Genomic DNA, 17,519 nt, shown 5'->3' with positions numbered 1-17,519 from the left:
TAAAGCTCGTAGCATTCATGGGTTTCTGAGTGGAATTTACGCATCGTTATGTGCATATCAACTTAATCATCAAAATAAACCAACAATTCAAATTATGGAATCATTGGCTTAAGCAGGATTCGGGTTAGTTAAAATATGATTTACATGAAGGGGCTTATTCATCACATAATTAATTTAATCAGCTTCTTATGGCAAATAAAAAAGCCCCAAATCATTGGAGCTTTTCAGAATTGATCCCGTTATTGGGCAGCGACAACTTTCACAATGATGGTCTGGCTGTCTTCTTGCTCTTCAGCCAAATACAGTCTTTTAAGCTCTTTGCTTTTGACTTTGAATTTGTGATTTTGATATGAAATTTCGGCAGGTATTTGATCAAAATATTGGCTGTCTGCATCCAATTCCTCTTGAAATAATGGTGTTCCCAGCTGATAGTCTAAGCTTTTTAATACGACGTATTTTACCGTTGTTTTCATTTTGATCTCCTACTATCTATAAAGCACTTTATTTTTAGTTTTACCACTGATCAGCATGTGATAAAACCTTTATTTTGCTTTTTCGAACAGCAAATAAACAATTAGAAAAAGCATCCATTTTTTGCTTATTTTCAGTATTTCTTTCTTCTAAAAATGCCCATTCCCTCTTTTTTACTGCATGCACTTTCAGGATTTACCGATATACTGATATTTGCAAAATCCATAACAATGCCTGCTCTGGAAGATCAATGATTTTAAAAAAATGCTGTGATGCGCTTGAAGACCGCGGATTGACGATTGCGTTTATAGAAAGCGCCAGCTCGGGCTACTTATCTAGCCAATTTTCCATCTACAAGAATAGCGGCGCAGATATTCTGCTGGGTGGATTGGTGAGCTATGACCCAAGCATTAAAATTTCGGTACTGCATATCGATCCATCATTCATTGATGCACACACTGCTGAATCTGCAGAAGTGACTCAAGCCATGGCTGAACATGGCAAAACCTTATTCAGCAAAGCTGATTTTGTCGTGGCCTGCACCGGCTTGCTAAAACCCGGCGGCAGCGCTACCGCTGAAAAACCGGAAGGCACTTTCTACATCTCTGTTTTATATAAAAATCAATTTTACAATTTTCAATACTTTTTGGAAGGCAGCCCCATCGAGCGCTTAGATCAGCTGGTGAATCTCACTGCAGCAGAAGTGTTTAAGCTTATTTGAACTCTATCATTGGGAGGAAATTGCTGCAGACTTTTACAATATTTGTGCATTTTTCCAGAGAGGCAAAAATATCCAGCCTTCAAATTCGCTATATTGGTATTCAATCTGCTGTTTTGGAGTTTGCATGAAAAGATTAATCAAAATTTTCAGCATCCTGTTATTTTTCTGCGTTTCCGTCAATACTTACGCAACAGTTGGCGGCCCTCAAACGATTGAAGTCCTTGGCTATGATTCAAAAGACCAAAAAATCTATGTGATGCGACATTTCGAGGATGGACGTGGCCGTTTACCGCAGCTTTATTATTATCAATTAAACAGTAAAAAACCGTCACAATTGATTACGGTTAAATCCCTCTATATTAATCCCGTAACCAAGAGAATTGACTATGATCAAGACAGTACTCAGTTCGACCAAACCATTGCCAAAATAAAAAAGCGCCTCATAAAATTGACACCCATTCACAACAGCAATGTATCCATTCAAATGCTGACAACAATGAATGGTACAGCTGCGGCTTGGTATGATCCTCAGGAAAGCATTGATAAATGGACCTATCAATACATCGTCAAAAGCCCCTTATATAAAAGCAGCATACAGACCGCTGTAACCTATAAGGAAGGGTTGAAAATCAGCAAAACCTACAAAGTGCCTAAGCAGCCTTATATCTTGGTTACCGTCCGCTATTTAGGCATTCCTTTTGAATCTGGCTATAGCGTTGAAGACCCTGTGCTTTTAGGCAAATAAGAATTGGAAATACGTTCCAGCAATAAAAAAAGCCTCAGAAGAAGCTTTTTTTATTGCATATGACTTTCACAACACTGCGGGCTTAAGCCGCTGTGCGGTCTGCAATTGGCACCACTTTACGAAGTTCTGGGCCTGTATAGTCCGCACTTGGACGGATAATACGGTTGTCTGCACGCTGCTCCATCACATGCGCTGCCCAACCTGTAACACGGCTCATCACAAAGATTGGCGTGAACAGTTTGGTTGCGATGTCCATGAAGTGGTACGCAGACGCATGGAAGAAGTCCGCATTACAGAACAGTTTCTTCTCGCGCCACATCACTTCTTCACAGCGTACTGATACTGGGTAAAGTACCGTATCGCCAACATCTTTCGCTAAACGTTCAGACCAAACCTTGATGATGCCATTACGTGGATCGTTGTCTTTGTAGATCGCATGACCAAAGCCCATGATCTTTTCTTTACGTTCTAACTTACCCAGCATTTCGCGTTCAGCTTCTTCTGGAGAAGTCCAGTTTTCGATCATTTCCATCGCTGCTTCATTCGCGCCGCCATGCAGTGGACCACGCAGTGAACCAATTGCGCCGGTGATGCATGAATGCATATCTGACAATGTTGATGCGCAAACACGTGCAGTGAATGTAGAAGCGTTAAATTCATGCTCTGCATACAGAATCAACGAGACATTCATCACTTGCTCGTGCAATTCGTTTGGTTTTTCACCACGTAATAGGTGAAGGAATTGTGCACCGATTGAATCATCATCAGTATTTTCTTCGATACGTACGCCATCATGGCTGTAACGGTACCAGTAGCAAATGATCGCAGGTAAAGTCGCTAAAATACGGTCAGCCACGTCTTGCTGTTCATCAAATGATTTTTCAGTTTCAAGGTTACCGAGCATCGATACACCAGTACGCATCACATCCATCGGGTGTGAGTCGGCAGGAATACGCTCAAGCACTTCTTTCAACGCTTGCGGCAATTGACGCAGTGATTTCAGTTTGGCTTTATAAGTCGCCAGTTGTTCTGCAGTTGGTAATTCACCAAAGAAAATCAGGTAAGCGACTTCTTCGAATTGGCAGTTTTCTGCTAAGTCTTGTACGTCATAACCACGGTAAGTTAAGCCTGCACCGCTTTTGCCTACTGTTGAAAGTGCAGTTTTTCCTGCCACTTGTCCACGCAGTCCCGCGCCTGTAAGTACTTTTCCTTCAGCCATTTTATTTTCCTTCCGTGAAGAGTTTGTCTAATGTGTTTTCAAAAGTGTGGTAATCAAGGAATTGATAGAGTTCTTTGCGCTGCTGCATTTTGTCCAGCACGTTGACTTGTGTGCCTTCTTTACGGATCGAATGCATCACTTCCAGTGCTGCTTTTTGCATTGCACGGGTTGCTGACAGTGGATACAGCACCATTGAAATGCCCTGCTCCGCCAATTCTTCTTTGGTGTAGTAAGGGGTATCACCAAATTCGGTAATGTTGGCAAGAACAGGGACACCGACTGCATCACATACGGTTTTGTACATGGTAATGTCAGTCATCGCCTCAGCGAAAATTGCATCTGCACCGGCTTCAACACAAGCGCATGCACGGTCAATCACCGCTTGCAAACCTTCTTTTTGCAGCGCATCGGTACGCGCCATCACCACAAAGTTTGAATCGGTTTTTGCATCTACGGCTGCTTTAATACGGTCAACCATTTCTTGTTGCGACACGATTTCTTTATTTGGACGGTGACCGCAACGTTTTTGTGCCACTTGGTCTTCAATATGAACCGCTGCTGCGCCTGCAGCTATCATTTGCTTCACGGTACGCGCGATGTTGAATGCGCCGCCCCAGCCAGTATCAATATCAACAAGTAATGGTGTATCAACACGCTCAGTAATACGACGCACATCTTCAAGTACATTATCCAGACTGGTCATACCCAAGTCAGGCAAACCGTATGAATAGTTTGCAACACCGGCGCCCGATAAATAAATCGCTTTATAACCGACTTCTTTGGCCATCATCGCAGCATAGGCATTGACCGTACCGATAATTTGTAATGGTTTCTCTACTTCCAGTGCTTGTCTGAATCTTAAGCCTGCAGATGTTTGTTGTGTCATATTCCCTTCCACAGTTGTCTCTTTATTTGTTGAGGCTTGAGTATACCCATAATTATTTCGGCCGCTATGACCCAGTAGAATTTTTACTCTAAAACTTTAGTCAAACATTTCTCAAATCTATATTATTATTTCGTTACAGCATTATACTCTTCGTGCAGAGGTCATTGCAGAAACTTGCACAAAGCTTTGCTATAATTGACGATAGTTTTTTATAGCGGATATGATTATTGCCAATATGACAGATTTAGCTCAGTTAGAACCCGTCTCACGTGATTTTCCGCAAACCAAACGCGGTCATGAACGCTGTGTAGCGCTTTTAGAAAGCGCGGCTGAACTGTTTTTGGAACACGGCTACGACGCTGTTTCATTGGATGATATTGTCAATCACGCTGGCGGTTCAAAAGCCTCTATTTACAAGTATTTCGGCAATAAAGAAGGTCTATTTAAGGCCATTTGCGATTACCGCCGCGACCAGTTCTTTAAAGACATCTGCACGCCCTTTGACCCTGAGCTGTCGAATTTCCGCAGCTATCTGATTCAAACTCTGATCAATTTCCAAGAGCACTTAAATCAGCCGGAGAAAGCGGCCTTTATGCGTTTGGTGCTCGAGCAAAGCCAGCGCAATCCTGAACTTGCCCGCCATATTCATGAGCATGGGCCGAAACAAATTCAAATGGCGATTGCGAATGCCCTCGAAATAGCGCATAGCAAAGGATTTTTAATTTGCAGCAATCCTATTTTTTCAGCGCAATTCTACTTCGGCATTCTTCGCAATATTGAATGGAAAATTTTAATGGGCCTGCCTGCTGAAGAATCTGATCAAGAAAGCATCAAATACATCAGTTATTGCGTAGATCGTTTCCTGGACGGACATCAAAAGCCATAGTTTTTTTGCAATTGTGCATTTATTTGGTATAGAGTATTCGATTCTCCTTTTCTTTTAACCAACCAACAACTAATTGTTGTTTATTTTTTGATTCAGCAATTATTGTGGAGTAATCATGGCTCTGCGTCACTTCCTTACTTTACGCGATTTATCGACTTTAGAACTTAACCAAATTGTGCAGCGCGGTATCGAGCTCAAGCGCAAACAGCACAACAATGAAGTATTCCAGCCTTTCGTTGGTAAAGTAATGGGCATGATTTTTGAAAAATCGAGCACCCGTACCCGTGTATCGTTTGAAGCAGGCATGAGCCAATTCGGCGGCAGCGCTATTTTCCTTTCTCCGCGCGACACACAGTTGGGCCGCGGTGAGCCAATTGAAGATTCAGCACGCGTTATTTCAAGCATGCTGGATATTGTGATGATCCGTACTTTTGGCCACGGCATTGTAGAGCGCTTTGCCTCTTATTCTAAAGTTCCAGTGATCAACGCGCTGACCGACGACCACCACCCTTGCCAATTGCTGGCAGATGTTCAAACTTTTGTTGAACACCGCGGCTCAATTGAAGGCAAAACCGTAGCGTGGATTGGCGATGGCAACAACATGTGCAACTCTTATATTGAAGCTGCGCACATGTGGGGCTTTAAGTTGAAAATTGCATCGCCTAAAGGCTATGAACCAAAAGAACAGTTCCTTTCAGAATTTGCGCATTGTGTAGAACTTGTAAATTCTGCTGAAGATGCTGCTGTCAATGCAGATTTGATTGTGACAGACGTTTGGGCAAGCATGGGCCAAGAAGAAGAGCAAAAAATCCGTGAAAAAGCCTTTGCTGATTATCAAGTCAATGAACGCCTAATGGATCTTGCGCACCCAGATTGCCTATTCATGCACTGCTTGCCGGCGCACCGCGGTGAAGAGATTTCAGAAAACATGCTGGACCATAAAAATGCCGTGGTTTGGGATGAAGCTGAAAACCGCTTGCATGCGCAAAAAGCTTTGGTTGAGTTCTTAATTAACGAAAATCTTAAAAAAGACTAAGCCTTTCGTTGAATAAAAAGCACCTTCGGGTGCTTTTTTTGATGCTTCATCGCTATAATCAAAACATAATTTAAAATTTTGATAGCGACAGTTTTCATGCATCTAAAAAAAATTGGCTTATGCCTGACTGCACTTTTAAGTTCCGCCCTCTTTCAAACTCAAGCATCTGAATTTGACCAATACTTACAGTCCAAACAGATTATTGACACAAATTTTAAAATTCAACAGCCAAAACAGCTTGATGAACTGCTTGGTGTTTTAAGCGCTGAGGATTCAAAGACTTTACCGCTAGAAATTGACCATAACACGATTATTGAACAGCTCAATCTATCATCTAAAAAAACAGAGCTTAAAGGCATGATTATTACGCCTGACTTTGCCCAATTTGAAGAAGAACTTGGCACAAAAGAGGTTCAAAAATTAATTAAGAAAAACCTGCTGCATAACTGCAAAGTTTTCTTTGAGCATGAATATCAAAAAAATAATCCATATATCGTTGAGCTTAGCCTGAGTTCTGAAAAAAACACTTATGAATTGAAAATTACACAAAAAGACTGCCGTGAATAAATAAAGGGGCATATGCCCCTTTATTTATTTCTTAAGATGCAATTTTATCAACAATACTATGATGCTGCAGCTGCTTCACATGAATGATAAGCAGTTTTGCTTGTACAATTGCCTCCCAGTCTGTTTGAGCCGTCAGGAAAATTCCCGCACAAGAACCTCGATCATCATCACCTGTTACTTCAGCAATATAACCATAAGAAAGATCATTTACACCCTTCTGCTTTAATCTACTAATTACAATTGCATTTTTCTGAAAACGGTTATTGACTGATTTCACATCCGTTACAAACTGCGCAACCTCTGTATTCTTAGTGATCAATTGATATAAGTGCCTCACATAATCACCGCCGTGATGATTATTAGGATTATGCTTAGTTTTTTGGCTACGTGTTTTCGGACTAAAATTTGGATTCGACAGCAGATAATACGCAATCCACTTTTTCACATCTTTAGTCATTAAGTTATTTTGAGCTTTTTTCTCGTGTTCAATCAGCTTTTGCAATTCTTCTAATTTACCTTGAAGCTGATCACGTTCTTGCTTGGTACTGTCTAAATCGCTAGAAACTCCATTCATTAGCTCATTAGCTGCCTCTAAATCAGCATTCAAACGGCTATTTTTAGCCAATAAATCAGATTGTGCCAATTCAATCTGACTTAAACTATTTTCTAAACTATTCAGCTTTTTCTGACTCTCAAATTGAATATCTTGAATCTCTTCACCATATTTTTGATTAATTTCATCAGACTGCTTTAAAAGCTCATGGCTAAGGCTCAAGTCATTTTCATATTTACTTTTTAATAATCCCAACTCTTTGGCTTGATCTATTTTGAGTGATTCTACCTGTTCTAATGCCGCCTGATTTTCCAATGAAATTTGGTTTTTAACTTGCCTTAAGTCATTATCCAATTGCTGATTTTCTACACCAAATTGCTGCTGTTTTTCTTCCAAATCAATCACAATTTGTTCAGCTTGATCCAGCTTATTTAACAAATATTCATTTTGTGCACGCAGTTTTATTTTTTCTTGATCTAGGTCAATAATTTCAGTATTTTTTAAATCAATAATTTGCTCTGATTTTTCCCAATTTCTTATCAGCGCTTGGAAATACCGCTTTGCCATTAAAATTAAAAAAACAAACAAGACTAAATAACAAATAGCAGGACTAGAGCGCGGAATTGCAACATGCTGAATAAATGATATTAAATTAGAAACATAATCAGATTTACCTCGAAGTGCATTAGAATGCCACTCAAAAATTGATAGCGTCATACTTCGTAAAACGCTTTTTACTAAAGAGGGCGTCACTTTTTTTTCATAAAAAATATCAAAGTCATGTCCATTATGCGAAATTTCTTGGCTGTACGTGACTGGCTTGCGGTTATCTTTATAACTTTCCAAACTAAAATTTGCAAAATTTTGATCATCCACTTTCAACAGCACTTGACCACGAATGCTGGAATTTAATAAAAAATGATTTAAGACATTTTTACACGCGACATCAGAAAAATCACAGCTTTTTACTAATGATGCAAGCTGCCCGGCTTCTAGACGCATTTCCCTGACTGTAGTTTTTTCTTCATTTTTATAAAAAAAATGATTATTTATACCAACCATGACCGTTATCACAGCAAGAATGACAAGGCTATAAACCAGCCTAATGATATAGATATTTTTCATTTTTAAAGCTCTCTAATTTTTATTTATTAAATTTCAAAAACTTAGTATTGAGAAATACCTTATAAATATAGGATTTTATAATATATATTCAACTTTTCTTAAAGATGATGTAAAGCTATTGGCAAAAAAACTCTATTTTTTTGATTTTATATACTTTTTCTACAGGATTTAGAGAAAACTTAGACTTATTAAATATTAACGCACTAATCCTTGCGGCTGCAGAATAATAATTAACGCTCCGCAAATCACTACAGCACCGCCCAGCATATCCCATCTGCTTAAGCTGACTTGATCGACAAAACGCAGCCATAGCAGTGCTGTAAATATATAAATCCCGCCATAGGCCGCATAAATACGCCCAGAAGCAGCCGGATGCAATGTTAACAGCCAAACAAATGCCGCAAGCGCCAATGCCGTTGGAATCCATAACCAATGTGATTTATTTTGATTTAGAATCAAATATGGAAAATAACAGCCTAGAATTTCCATCACAGCAGTAATGAAAAATAATAAAAAAGTCGTGAACACTTTGGTGAGATGAATATCCATAAGGCCTAAATCACAAAATCCGGAATAAACGTTTTAAGCAAAAAATAACCCGTGAAAACACGGGTTATTTTAAAAATGATGTCAATTAAGCCGGTTCAGCAGTTTGATCTTCAAATACTTCAAGTTTAAGACCAACCGCTTTGCCATTTTCTTTTTTCACAGAAACTGCAACGTTGCCGCCATGTTCAGCCAGCTCGCCAAACAAAATCATTTCAGCAAGCGGTTTTTTCAAATGTTCTTGAATTAAACGCTGCATTGGACGTGCACCCATTAAACGGTCATAACCATTTTCGGCCATCCACTCACGTGCAGATTGATCCACTTCAAGAATGACTTTTTTATCATCCAATTGCGCCTGCAGTTCGGTTAAGAACTTATCAACAACGTTTTCAATCACGGTCGTCGGCAATGCTTTGAACTGAATCACGCTGTCTAAACGGTTGCGGAATTCCGGCGAGAATGCTTTTTTCATTGCTTCCTGATTGTCATTGCTATTGTCCTGCTCCTTAAAGCCAATACTGACACGGGAAATGCTCTCTGCGCCAATGTTGGTGGTCAAGACCAGAACCACATTGCGGAAATCAGATTTACGGCCATTATTGTCGGTCAATGAACCATGATCCATAATTTGCAGCAATAAGTTAAAGACGTCTGGGTGCGCTTTTTCAATCTCATCTAGCAGCAGCACACAGTGCGGATTCTTATGAATCGCATCCGTCAGCAAGCCGCCTTGATCAAAGCCGACATAACCCGGAGGCGCGCCAATTAAACGCGAAACCGCATGGCGTTCCATATATTCGGACATATCGAAACGGACCAGTTCTACACCCAGCAATTTTGCCAATTGCTTGGTCACTTCCGTTTTACCGACGCCTGTAGGCCCGGCAAAGACAAAGCTGCCGACGGGTTTATCTGGAGATTTCAGGCCTGCACGCGACAGTTTGATCGCAGAACCTAATGCTTCAATGGCTTCATCCTGACCAAAGACCACACGTTTTAAATCACGTTCCAGATTTTCCAGTACAGTCTTATCGTCTTTAGATACTGTTTTTGGCGGAATGCGCGCAATCTTGGAAACAATATCTTCAATATTTTCAACAGTAATGGCAGTATCATCCTGCTCCGCTTTCAAGCGGCGCTGCGCGCCAGCCTCATCAATCACATCAATGGCCTTATCCGGCAAGAAACGGTCATTAATGAATTTTGCAGAAAGCTCAACTGCTGACACCAAAGCCTGATCTTCATATTTCACATGATGGAAATCTTCAAACTTCGATTTCAAGCCGCGAAGAATATCAATCGTTTCTGAAATTGACGGCTCGTTTACATCAACCTTTTGGAAACGGCGAGATAAAGCATGGTCTTTTTCAAAGACTTGGCGATATTCTTGGAAAGTGGTCGATCCAATGCAGCGCAGTGAACCATTGGCCAAAGCTGGTTTGATCAAATTCGAGGCATCCATGGTGCTGCCCATGCTTGAACCGGCACCAATGATCATGTGAATTTCATCAATAAACAAAATTGCTTCGGGTTTTTTCTTCAAAGCATTTAAAAGCTGTTTCAAACGCTTTTCAAAATCACCGCGGTATTTTGTACCGGCAACCAGCGCGCCAATATCTAGGCTGTACACTTCCGCATTTTCTAAAGGCTTCGGCGCTTTGCCATTCACAATCAGCCACGCCAAGCCTTCGGCAATGGAGGTTTTGCCCACGCCTGGGTCACCGACCAGCAACGGATTGTTTTTACGGCGGCGGCAAAGAATTTGCGCTGCGCGTTCAATTTCTTTTTCACGGCCAATCAGCGGGTCGGTTTTGCCCTTCTGCGCTTCAGCATTTAAATTAGTGGTGTACAGCTCCAATGGACCGGCGTTGGCTGAGGAAGCTGTTTCGCCGTCCAGTTCTTCAATTTCTTCTTCCTGCGGCGTTTCGTCTTTGCGGGTGCCGTGAGAAAGGTATTGAGTCAGGGTTAAACGGTTTATTTGATGGCGTTTCAGCAGATAGACTGCAAACGAATCACGTTCTGAATACATTGCAACGAGAATATCTGCGCCTTCTACAGTGCGGTCGCTGCCGCTGGACTGTACATGGAAAATTGCGCGCTGCAAAATACGGTCAAAACTTTCTGTAGGATGTGGTGCTTGGTCGCTGTTTTCACCGAGCTTAGGAGTATGCTGTTCTACGTATTCTTCAAGTTCTTTGCGAAGCACGATAATGTCTGCCCCGCATGCTTTTAAAGCATTCACAGCAGAGTCGTTATCGAGTAAAGCCAATAATAAATGTTCTACCGTCAAAAACTCATGTCTCTTTTGACGAGCCATGCTGACAGCCAAACGTAATGATACTTCTAATTGACGACTGAGCATGCAACCCCCTTAATCTTTGGGCTCAATCTGGCAAAGCAATGGATGACCTTGAGACCGAGCGTAATTATTGACTTGGTTTGCTTTCGTCTCCGCAATGTCCCGCGGATAAACCCCTGCAACACCTTTTCCTTCATAGTGTACAGTTAGCATTACTTGAGTGGCTTGGTCAAGATTCATTGCAAAGTATTGTTGTAAAATTTCTATTACAAAGTCCATTGGGGTGTAGTCATCGTTCATTAAAACGACAGCGTACATCGGAGGCCGCTTTAATTCAGGACGCGCCGTCATCACCGCAGTATCTGAATTTCCATCTTCAGGCGTTTCATTGCCTAAGCGCGGGCTGATGTGCCAGTCCACAATTCCAGTTTGATGAAATGAGTCTTTGATGTCTGAAAGGCTCACTTGACGTTTATTGCTTCGCATAGGGTATTTATTTCACGCTTCAATTTGAATTGGCTTCAGCCTGAGGAATTTCAGACAGGAATGAGGATTGATTTTCCACTGCCGGGCCCTTAGACCAGCTGAAACGGCGGACAATCTGCTTTCCTGCGCTGTTTAAACGCACTTCGATAAAGTTCGGACTAAAGCCTTTAGGCATTGTCCAACGGCCTGTCAGACGCTCGGTATTTTCAAAGTTGAAGTTTTTATCTTCCATTGGAATCGTTAAAACTTCTGTGCCTTGAATTAAGCGAATTTCAACAGTGCCGGACGCTGAGCTTTTGCTTGGGCTGACTTGCATCAAATCCAGCTGATATTCAAAGGCATTATCCGGCAAAGGCTTAATGGCGATATGCTGCACAGTCAACGCAATACCGCCGCGCTGACGCAGCACTTCACGGTATAAAATACCGACATTTTCTGCCTGAGACTGCGCATCATGCGCATTATTCACTTCAGTATACAGATCATTTGAATTGCTGACTGCAACATCACGCTCTTGAATCGCGGCATTCAAATTTTTATTCAATGCAGTCAGTTCTGCTTTTTGCTTTTGCACAACTTCAACCAGCTGTTCTGCATCAGCATCATAACCGACAACGGTTAACCCTTGACGATGCCCCACCGTATAGCCCAGCAAACCGCTGCTTACGATTAAAATAGCCGCGCCAATCGCCAAGGGCATATTGGTCTGCATAAACGGTTTTTTATCGCCGCTATCTTGCTGTGCAGCAATTTGTGAGTCTGAATTTTGCATCGTCATCTCTTATTTTGATTTATTCAAAACACACATTTAAATCCAAATCTAAATGTGTGTGAAGCAATTAAACGTTTCTTATGGTAATAAGCCAATGCCTTGCAGACCAGCTTCTTCAGCAAAGCCGAACATTAAGTTCATATTTTGCACAGCCTGTCCTGCAGCGCCTTTCACCAAATTGTCCTGAACGGCCAAAATCACTAATTTTTTCGGCTGAGGCTTATACAGCGCGATACGCAATTGGTTTGCGCCGCGCACTGTACGGGTTTCCGGCGAGCTGCCTGCTGGCATTACATCAACAAACTGTTCATTGGCATAGAACTGCTCATATAAGCTTTGCAAATCTGCGGCTGCGCCTGCATCCGTCAAATCAATATAGATGGTGCTGAGCATGCCGCGAATCATCGGCACTAAATGCGGTACAAACAAAATTTCGTTAAACACGCCTTTTTGACCTGAAATATTTTCCAATGCTTCAACAATTTCAGGATGATGACGATGACCGGCAACACCATACGCTTTGAAGTTGTCTGCATTTTCAGAATAGATCATGCCTAGGCTGGCTTTACGGCCTGCGCCTGAAACGCCTGACTTCGCATCAATGATAATGCTTTCAGGTTTCACCAATGCGTCAGCTTTTAAAACTGGTGCTAAACCTAATTGAACAGTCGTTGGATAACAACCAGGGTTACCAATCACACTGGCTTGTTTAATTTGTTCACGGTTAAGTTCTGACAGACCGTAAACTGAATCTTTTAATAGTTCTGGGCAAGCATGATCCAGACCATACCATTTTTCAAACTGTGCTAAGTCTTGCAAACGGAAGTCTGCCGCTAAGTCGATCACTTTGGTATTTGCAGCAACAAGTGCTTCAGCATGTTTCATCGCTACGCCATGCGGTGTTGCAAAAAATACGACGTCGCATTTTTTCAGCTCATCAATATTGAGGTCTGAATAGCAAAGATCGGTATGGCCGCGCAAGCTTGGGAACATGTCATCGACACGGCGCCCATTTTCAGTGCGTGAAGTTAAAACTTTTACTTCCGCATTTGGATGACGCAGCAAAATACGCAGCAATTCAACGCCTGTATAACCTGTACCGCCGACAATACCAACTGAAATCACGCTCATTACCTCAATTCAAAGTATCCATTTAATGACTGCGTATTATGACAGGAAGTTAAGGATTTCTGAACTGTTTTGCTTGGGATTATTTAGCGCTACTGCGTGAAATTACAGGAATTGAACAACACGACTTAATCATTGTATAAGAGCAAAACTTTAAATTCTTATCTCCAACCATTCAAACATGAGGGAATTTCCATCTAATAAAAAGCAGATCGTACCCTTCCATAAGCAATCATCTTCAAAAAATATTTTTATATTTAGCAGTAACTAATTAAAATTAGAGTAATATTTTACTTGAAATATTAAAATCCTCAATAAAATGACCGCTCAAATTCCAGATGAATTACAAAATGAACTACCTGACTTAACTGACTTAACTGACTTAACTGACTTAACTGACTTAACTGACTTAAGGTTATATGACATTTTAGTATTCGATGAGAACTCTCAAAAATTAGTCCCTTATCCTTACATCAATCAACCAACTCCAAGAAAATTGGTTATGAGAGCTACTTGTTTGTGGCGACAATATATCGCTACTTTTAAATTAACAGATGCAAAAGAAATTGTTTTAATCAAATATGATTATTCATTTTTAGCGAATGATGCTCTCGGGTTTGAACCGGATTATTACAATGAAAAATTATGTGGCAATTATTGGTTAGTCATGAGAAAAAACCAATCACTTAATAGTAAAGGCTTTTTGATCCCATTTATTGATGGAAAAATGCGTAATCGAGGTGATTGGATATCCACCCAAAATGCTCATGAATATCTTATGGTCATTAAACTTATTACCAATCTTCACACGATGTTACTAAACCACTAATTCCACCACCAAGGCATTGGCGTCATTTTCAAGGTTTTACGATGGCTTTTATAATTCGCATCATGCTTTTCCACCTCAGTCCAAAATCTCGGACTATGATCAAAATGCTTGGTATGCACCAGCTCATGTACAACTACATAACGTGCAATTTCCAAAGGAAAAAGAACCAACCCACTATTTAGCATAATGTCGTGCTTGGCAGAACAGCTGCCCCAACGCGTTTTCAGCTGACGAATTGCACATTCACCAAATTCCAATCCAGTTTCAAAACTTACATACTGTAAATAGATAGGCAAATAATGCTTGGCATAAGCAATGACAAAGGCTTTTAAATAACTTTCCGGCTGACGGTCACTGATCAATAATTGATGATTTTTTTCATCAAACAGATAAGAGTTTTTTTGAGTTTGATACTTAATTTCTAAAGGTTGTTCTAAATTAAATAGTTTTAATTCTACAGGTAAAGTTCGATCAACTTGCCCCACCTTTTCTTGCTGCTTATGCCAAGTTTCAATCATCCACTGTTCTGATTGCTGCAAAAAATCCTGTATTTGACGCTTCGTACAAAACTTCGGAACGGTTAGGCGAATCTGTGTTGGCTCGACGCGCAAACGTAATCGTGTTGCACGTGCATGATGAGTAATTTGGATTTCTGGGAGGTTTGGAGTCATTTATTCTATAATTTTATTATGAAATTTGTAGTTCCCTCTCCTTTCAGGAGAGGGTTAGGGAGAGGTTGATTAATCCCCCTCATCCTCTTGCGGAGCATGCTCCTCATCCCTGAGCCATATATGGAGCAAGAGAAGGAACTTTCAATATAAATTCAATTAAGTTTCACTTAAACTTTTGATAGAACTATATTGAATCAAGAAATTAAACCGCTGTACGCTCTTCAATACCGTTATCCGTTGCAACGATAGCAATATCTGCTTTATTTAACGCAAAGATACCATTACATACCACGCCCGGAATATCATTCAGCGTTTTTTCAAGCTCTAATGCATTTAAGATATTTAAGTTATATACATCTAAAATCACATTGCCATTATCAGTCACCACACCTTCACGGTACACAGGATCACCGCCAAGTGCGACGATCTTACGCGCCACCGCAGAACGTGCCATCGGAATCACTTCAACAGGCAGTGGAAATTCACGCGCCAGCTGATCGACCCATTTAGAATCATCAACGATACAGACGAATTTTTTCGCAATCGATGCCACGATTTTTTCACGAGTTAGCGCCGCACCGCCGCCTTTAATCATATGCATATGACGATCAATTTCATCTGCACCATCTACATAGGCATCTAAACCGCCAACGTGGTTCATATCAACCACTTCGATACCTAATTTTTTCAAGCGCTGCGCAGTCGCTTCAGAACTGGCAACCGCTGCTTCAAGTTGAAGCTCAGGCAATAATTCAATGAGGAAGTTCACAGTACTTCCTGTACCAACACCCAAAATACCGCCTTTAGGCAAGTGCTTTAACGCAGCTTTTGCGGCAGCTTGTTTCTTTTCATCTTGGGTAGCATACAGACTCATAACTTGACTCAACTATTTTTTGACATTTGTCGCTGATTTTTCAGCCCAAATGTACAGGTGTTTGTTACAATAAACGCCTATTTTAAACTGTTAGATGGAAAATTAACATGCTGTCTCGTTTGGTTCGACAAATATTACAGGCAACGGTGTATGACGTTGCAATCGAAACTCCACTCGAAGCAGCGCCACGAATTAGTGAAAAACTAAATAATAATATTCGCTTTAAGCGCGAAGACTTACAACCTGTCTTTTCCTTCAAACTACGCGGTGCTTATAACCGTATTAGTCAATTACCGAAATCTCAGTTAGAACGTGGCGTTATTACAGCTTCAGCAGGTAACCATGCACAAGGTGTGGCCTTATCTGGTCAAAAACTGGGAATTCGCGCCATTATTGTCATGCCTAAAACCACCCCCGACATTAAAGTTCAAGCGGTAAAACGTTTGGGCGGTGAAGTGGTCTTGCATGGTGATTCTTTTGATGTTGCGAATAAATATGCAATTCAGCGTGCGCAAGAAGATGGCATGGCTTTTATTCCGCCTTATGACGATGAACTGGTTATGGCAGGTCAAGGTACGATTGCCAATGAAATTTTACGTCAATGGCGCGATGTCGATTATGTCTTCGTTGCTGTCGGTGGTGGTGGTTTAATCGCCGGCGTGGCTGCCTACCTCGGTGATGTTGCACCGCACGTGAAAGTTATTCCTGTTGAATATGACGAATCTGCTTGTTTAAAAGCCGCTTTTGAAGCCAACGAACGTGTAATTTTGCCTTCTGTCGGCCTATTTGCCGATGGTACAGCTGTTGCGCAAATTGGCGAAAAACCATTTGAAGTCATTCAGCTGCAAAAATCTGACAACTCAGGCCCGATCGTTGAACGTGAAGTGGTTCTGGTCAATACCGACGAAATCTGCGCCGCAATTAAAGATACTTTTGATGAATGCCGCAGCATTGTTGAACCTTCAGGCGCAATGGCTTTAGCAGGTATTAAAAAATATACGGCTGAGCATAGCTTAGAAGGCAAAAACATCGTGTCGATTGTGTGCGGCGCCAATATGAACTTTGACCGCCTGCGCTACATTGCTGAACGCACTGAATTGGGTGAACGCAAAGAAGCGATTTTTGCCGTGACGATTCCTGAAGAAAAAGGTTCTTTCTTAAAATTCTGTCGCGCGCTTCAAGGCCGTAACATTACCGAGTTTAACTACCGTGCCAGCAATGCATCAGCTGCACAAGTCTTTGTCGGTATCAGCCTAAAAGGCGGTGAAAAAGAGCGTCAGGAAATTTTCGAAACACTGAAATTCCAATACGATGTAGACGATTTATCTGATGATGAAGTGGCAAAACTGCATATCCGTTACCTAATTGGCGGCCATGCGGATATTGAAAATGAACGCTTATTCCGTGTGGAATTCCCTGAACGTCCGGGCGCACTACTGACATTCTTGGAACGTCTTGGCCCAACACACAACATTACCCTATTCCATTACCGTAACCACGGTGCTGCTGAAGGTCGTGTACTTGTGGGTATGGAAGCAACGGATGCCAAACAAAACCCAGATGGTTTAGTTGAAACATTGGAAAGTATTACTTACCCATATGAGGAAATTACCAACAACTTGGGTTATCAGCGCTTCTTAAAATAAACGCTGAATCTATAAAGCCTTGAAAATAGCCTGTATATTTACAGGCTATTTTTTTG

At 41.2% G+C, this 17,519-nt stretch carries 18 protein-coding genes and 1 pseudogene; 8 read left to right on the top strand and 11 right to left on the bottom strand.

The features are described 5' to 3' along the window. A pseudogene (locus ACE3T3_RS08095) lies at positions 1–112 on the top strand (IS982 family transposase); the annotation flags it as partial. A 127-nt stretch (positions 113–239) separates the two neighbouring features. On the opposite strand, the gene ACE3T3_RS08090 reads toward ACE3T3_RS08095, so the two are convergent. After that, complete coding sequence (locus tag ACE3T3_RS08090) at positions 240–473, bottom strand: hypothetical protein (RefSeq protein ID WP_374665776.1); 234 nt, start codon at positions 471–473, stop codon at positions 240–242. A 248-nt stretch (positions 474–721) separates the two neighbouring features. On the opposite strand from ACE3T3_RS08090, the gene ACE3T3_RS08085 reads away from it, so the two are divergent. Then, positions 722–1,192 carry a CinA family protein gene (locus ACE3T3_RS08085; protein ID WP_374665774.1) on the top strand — a complete coding sequence of 157 codons (471 nt, stop codon included), beginning with the start codon at positions 722–724 and terminating at the stop codon, positions 1,190–1,192. A 124-nt stretch (positions 1,193–1,316) separates the two neighbouring features. Continuing rightward, positions 1,317–1,937, top strand: a complete 621-nt coding sequence (locus ACE3T3_RS08080; protein ID WP_374665773.1) for an aminotransferase — start codon at positions 1,317–1,319, stop codon at positions 1,935–1,937. 82 nt (positions 1,938–2,019) lie between these two features. Here ACE3T3_RS08080 and prpC read toward each other — a convergent pair whose 3' ends face one another. Together prpC and prpB are read right to left on the bottom strand one after the other, a co-directional pair. Further along, complete coding sequence (prpC, locus tag ACE3T3_RS08075) at positions 2,020–3,156, bottom strand: 2-methylcitrate synthase (protein ID WP_374665772.1); 1,137 nt, start codon at positions 3,154–3,156, stop codon at positions 2,020–2,022. Between the two features lies 1 nt (position 3,157). Next, on the bottom strand, positions 3,158–4,042 hold the full coding sequence (gene prpB / locus ACE3T3_RS08070) for a methylisocitrate lyase (protein WP_374665770.1): 885 nt from the start codon (positions 4,040–4,042) through the stop codon (positions 3,158–3,160). A 235-nt stretch (positions 4,043–4,277) separates the two neighbouring features. Here prpB and ACE3T3_RS08065 point away from each other — a divergent pair, with 235 nt between their 5' ends. The 3 genes from ACE3T3_RS08065 to ACE3T3_RS08055 all read left to right on the top strand — a co-directional run bounded on the left by ACE3T3_RS08065 (position 4,278) and on the right by ACE3T3_RS08055 (position 6,531). Beyond that, positions 4,278–4,928 carry a TetR/AcrR family transcriptional regulator gene (locus tag ACE3T3_RS08065; RefSeq protein WP_374665769.1) on the top strand — a complete coding sequence of 217 codons (651 nt, stop codon included), beginning with the start codon at positions 4,278–4,280 and terminating at the stop codon, positions 4,926–4,928. Between the two features lie 115 nt (positions 4,929–5,043). Beyond that, a complete protein-coding gene (gene argF / locus ACE3T3_RS08060; RefSeq protein ID WP_374665767.1) occupies positions 5,044–5,964 on the top strand; it encodes an ornithine carbamoyltransferase in 921 nt (306 codons plus the stop codon). Positions 5,965–6,060: 96 nt separating this feature from the next. Continuing rightward, entirely contained in the window at positions 6,061–6,531 is a 471-nt protein-coding gene (locus tag ACE3T3_RS08055; protein ID WP_374665765.1) for a hypothetical protein, read from the top strand. 31 nt (positions 6,532–6,562) lie between these two features. On the opposite strand, the gene ACE3T3_RS08050 is transcribed toward ACE3T3_RS08055, so the two are convergent. The 6 genes from ACE3T3_RS08050 to argC form a co-directional block, all read right to left on the bottom strand. Then, the gene (locus ACE3T3_RS08050) at positions 6,563–8,209 is read right to left on the bottom strand and encodes a hypothetical protein (RefSeq protein ID WP_374665763.1); all 1,647 of its coding nucleotides are present in this window, start codon (positions 8,207–8,209) and stop codon (positions 6,563–6,565) included. A 195-nt stretch (positions 8,210–8,404) separates the two neighbouring features. Next, positions 8,405–8,758 carry a YnfA family protein gene (locus ACE3T3_RS08045; RefSeq protein ID WP_374665761.1) on the bottom strand — a complete coding sequence of 118 codons (354 nt, stop codon included), beginning with the start codon at positions 8,756–8,758 and terminating at the stop codon, positions 8,405–8,407. Between the two features lie 85 nt (positions 8,759–8,843). After that, on the bottom strand, positions 8,844–11,120 hold the full coding sequence (clpA, locus tag ACE3T3_RS08040) for an ATP-dependent Clp protease ATP-binding subunit ClpA (RefSeq protein ID WP_374665759.1): 2,277 nt from the start codon (positions 11,118–11,120) through the stop codon (positions 8,844–8,846). Positions 11,121–11,129: 9 nt separating this feature from the next. Continuing rightward, the gene (clpS, locus tag ACE3T3_RS08035; RefSeq protein ID WP_374665757.1) at positions 11,130–11,543 is read right to left on the bottom strand and encodes an ATP-dependent Clp protease adapter ClpS; all 414 of its coding nucleotides are present in this window, start codon (positions 11,541–11,543) and stop codon (positions 11,130–11,132) included. 19 nt (positions 11,544–11,562) lie between these two features. After that, complete coding sequence (locus tag ACE3T3_RS08030) at positions 11,563–12,321, bottom strand: DUF6776 family protein (RefSeq protein ID WP_374665756.1); 759 nt, start codon at positions 12,319–12,321, stop codon at positions 11,563–11,565. Positions 12,322–12,393: 72 nt separating this feature from the next. Beyond that, a complete protein-coding gene (gene argC, locus ACE3T3_RS08025) occupies positions 12,394–13,446 on the bottom strand; it encodes an N-acetyl-gamma-glutamyl-phosphate reductase (RefSeq protein ID WP_374665754.1) in 1,053 nt (350 codons plus the stop codon). A 316-nt stretch (positions 13,447–13,762) separates the two neighbouring features. Here argC and ACE3T3_RS08020 point away from each other — a divergent pair, with 316 nt between their 5' ends. Continuing rightward, the gene (locus ACE3T3_RS08020; protein WP_374665752.1) at positions 13,763–14,272 is read left to right on the top strand and encodes a hypothetical protein; all 510 of its coding nucleotides are present in this window, start codon (positions 13,763–13,765) and stop codon (positions 14,270–14,272) included. On the opposite strand, the gene ACE3T3_RS08015 is transcribed toward ACE3T3_RS08020, so the two are convergent. After that, entirely contained in the window at positions 14,269–14,943 is a 675-nt protein-coding gene (locus tag ACE3T3_RS08015; RefSeq protein ID WP_374665750.1) for a M48 family metallopeptidase, read from the bottom strand. The two genes, ACE3T3_RS08020 and ACE3T3_RS08015, sit on opposite strands and share 4 nt — an antisense overlap. A gap of 202 nt (positions 14,944–15,145) precedes the next feature. After that, entirely contained in the window at positions 15,146–15,817 is a 672-nt protein-coding gene (gene rpiA / locus ACE3T3_RS08010; RefSeq protein ID WP_374665749.1) for a ribose-5-phosphate isomerase RpiA, read from the bottom strand. Positions 15,818–15,924: 107 nt separating this feature from the next. On the opposite strand from rpiA, the gene ilvA reads away from it, so the two are divergent. After that, on the top strand, positions 15,925–17,463 hold the full coding sequence (gene ilvA, locus ACE3T3_RS08005) for a threonine ammonia-lyase, biosynthetic (RefSeq protein WP_374665747.1): 1,539 nt from the start codon (positions 15,925–15,927) through the stop codon (positions 17,461–17,463). The last annotated feature ends 56 nt before the right edge of the window (positions 17,464–17,519 follow it).

It is taken from the genome of Acinetobacter sp. (genome assembly GCF_041919735.1).
Classification (GTDB): domain Bacteria; phylum Pseudomonadota; class Gammaproteobacteria; order Pseudomonadales; family Moraxellaceae; genus Acinetobacter.
This window is presented reverse-complemented; position numbering and strand designations above follow the sequence as displayed.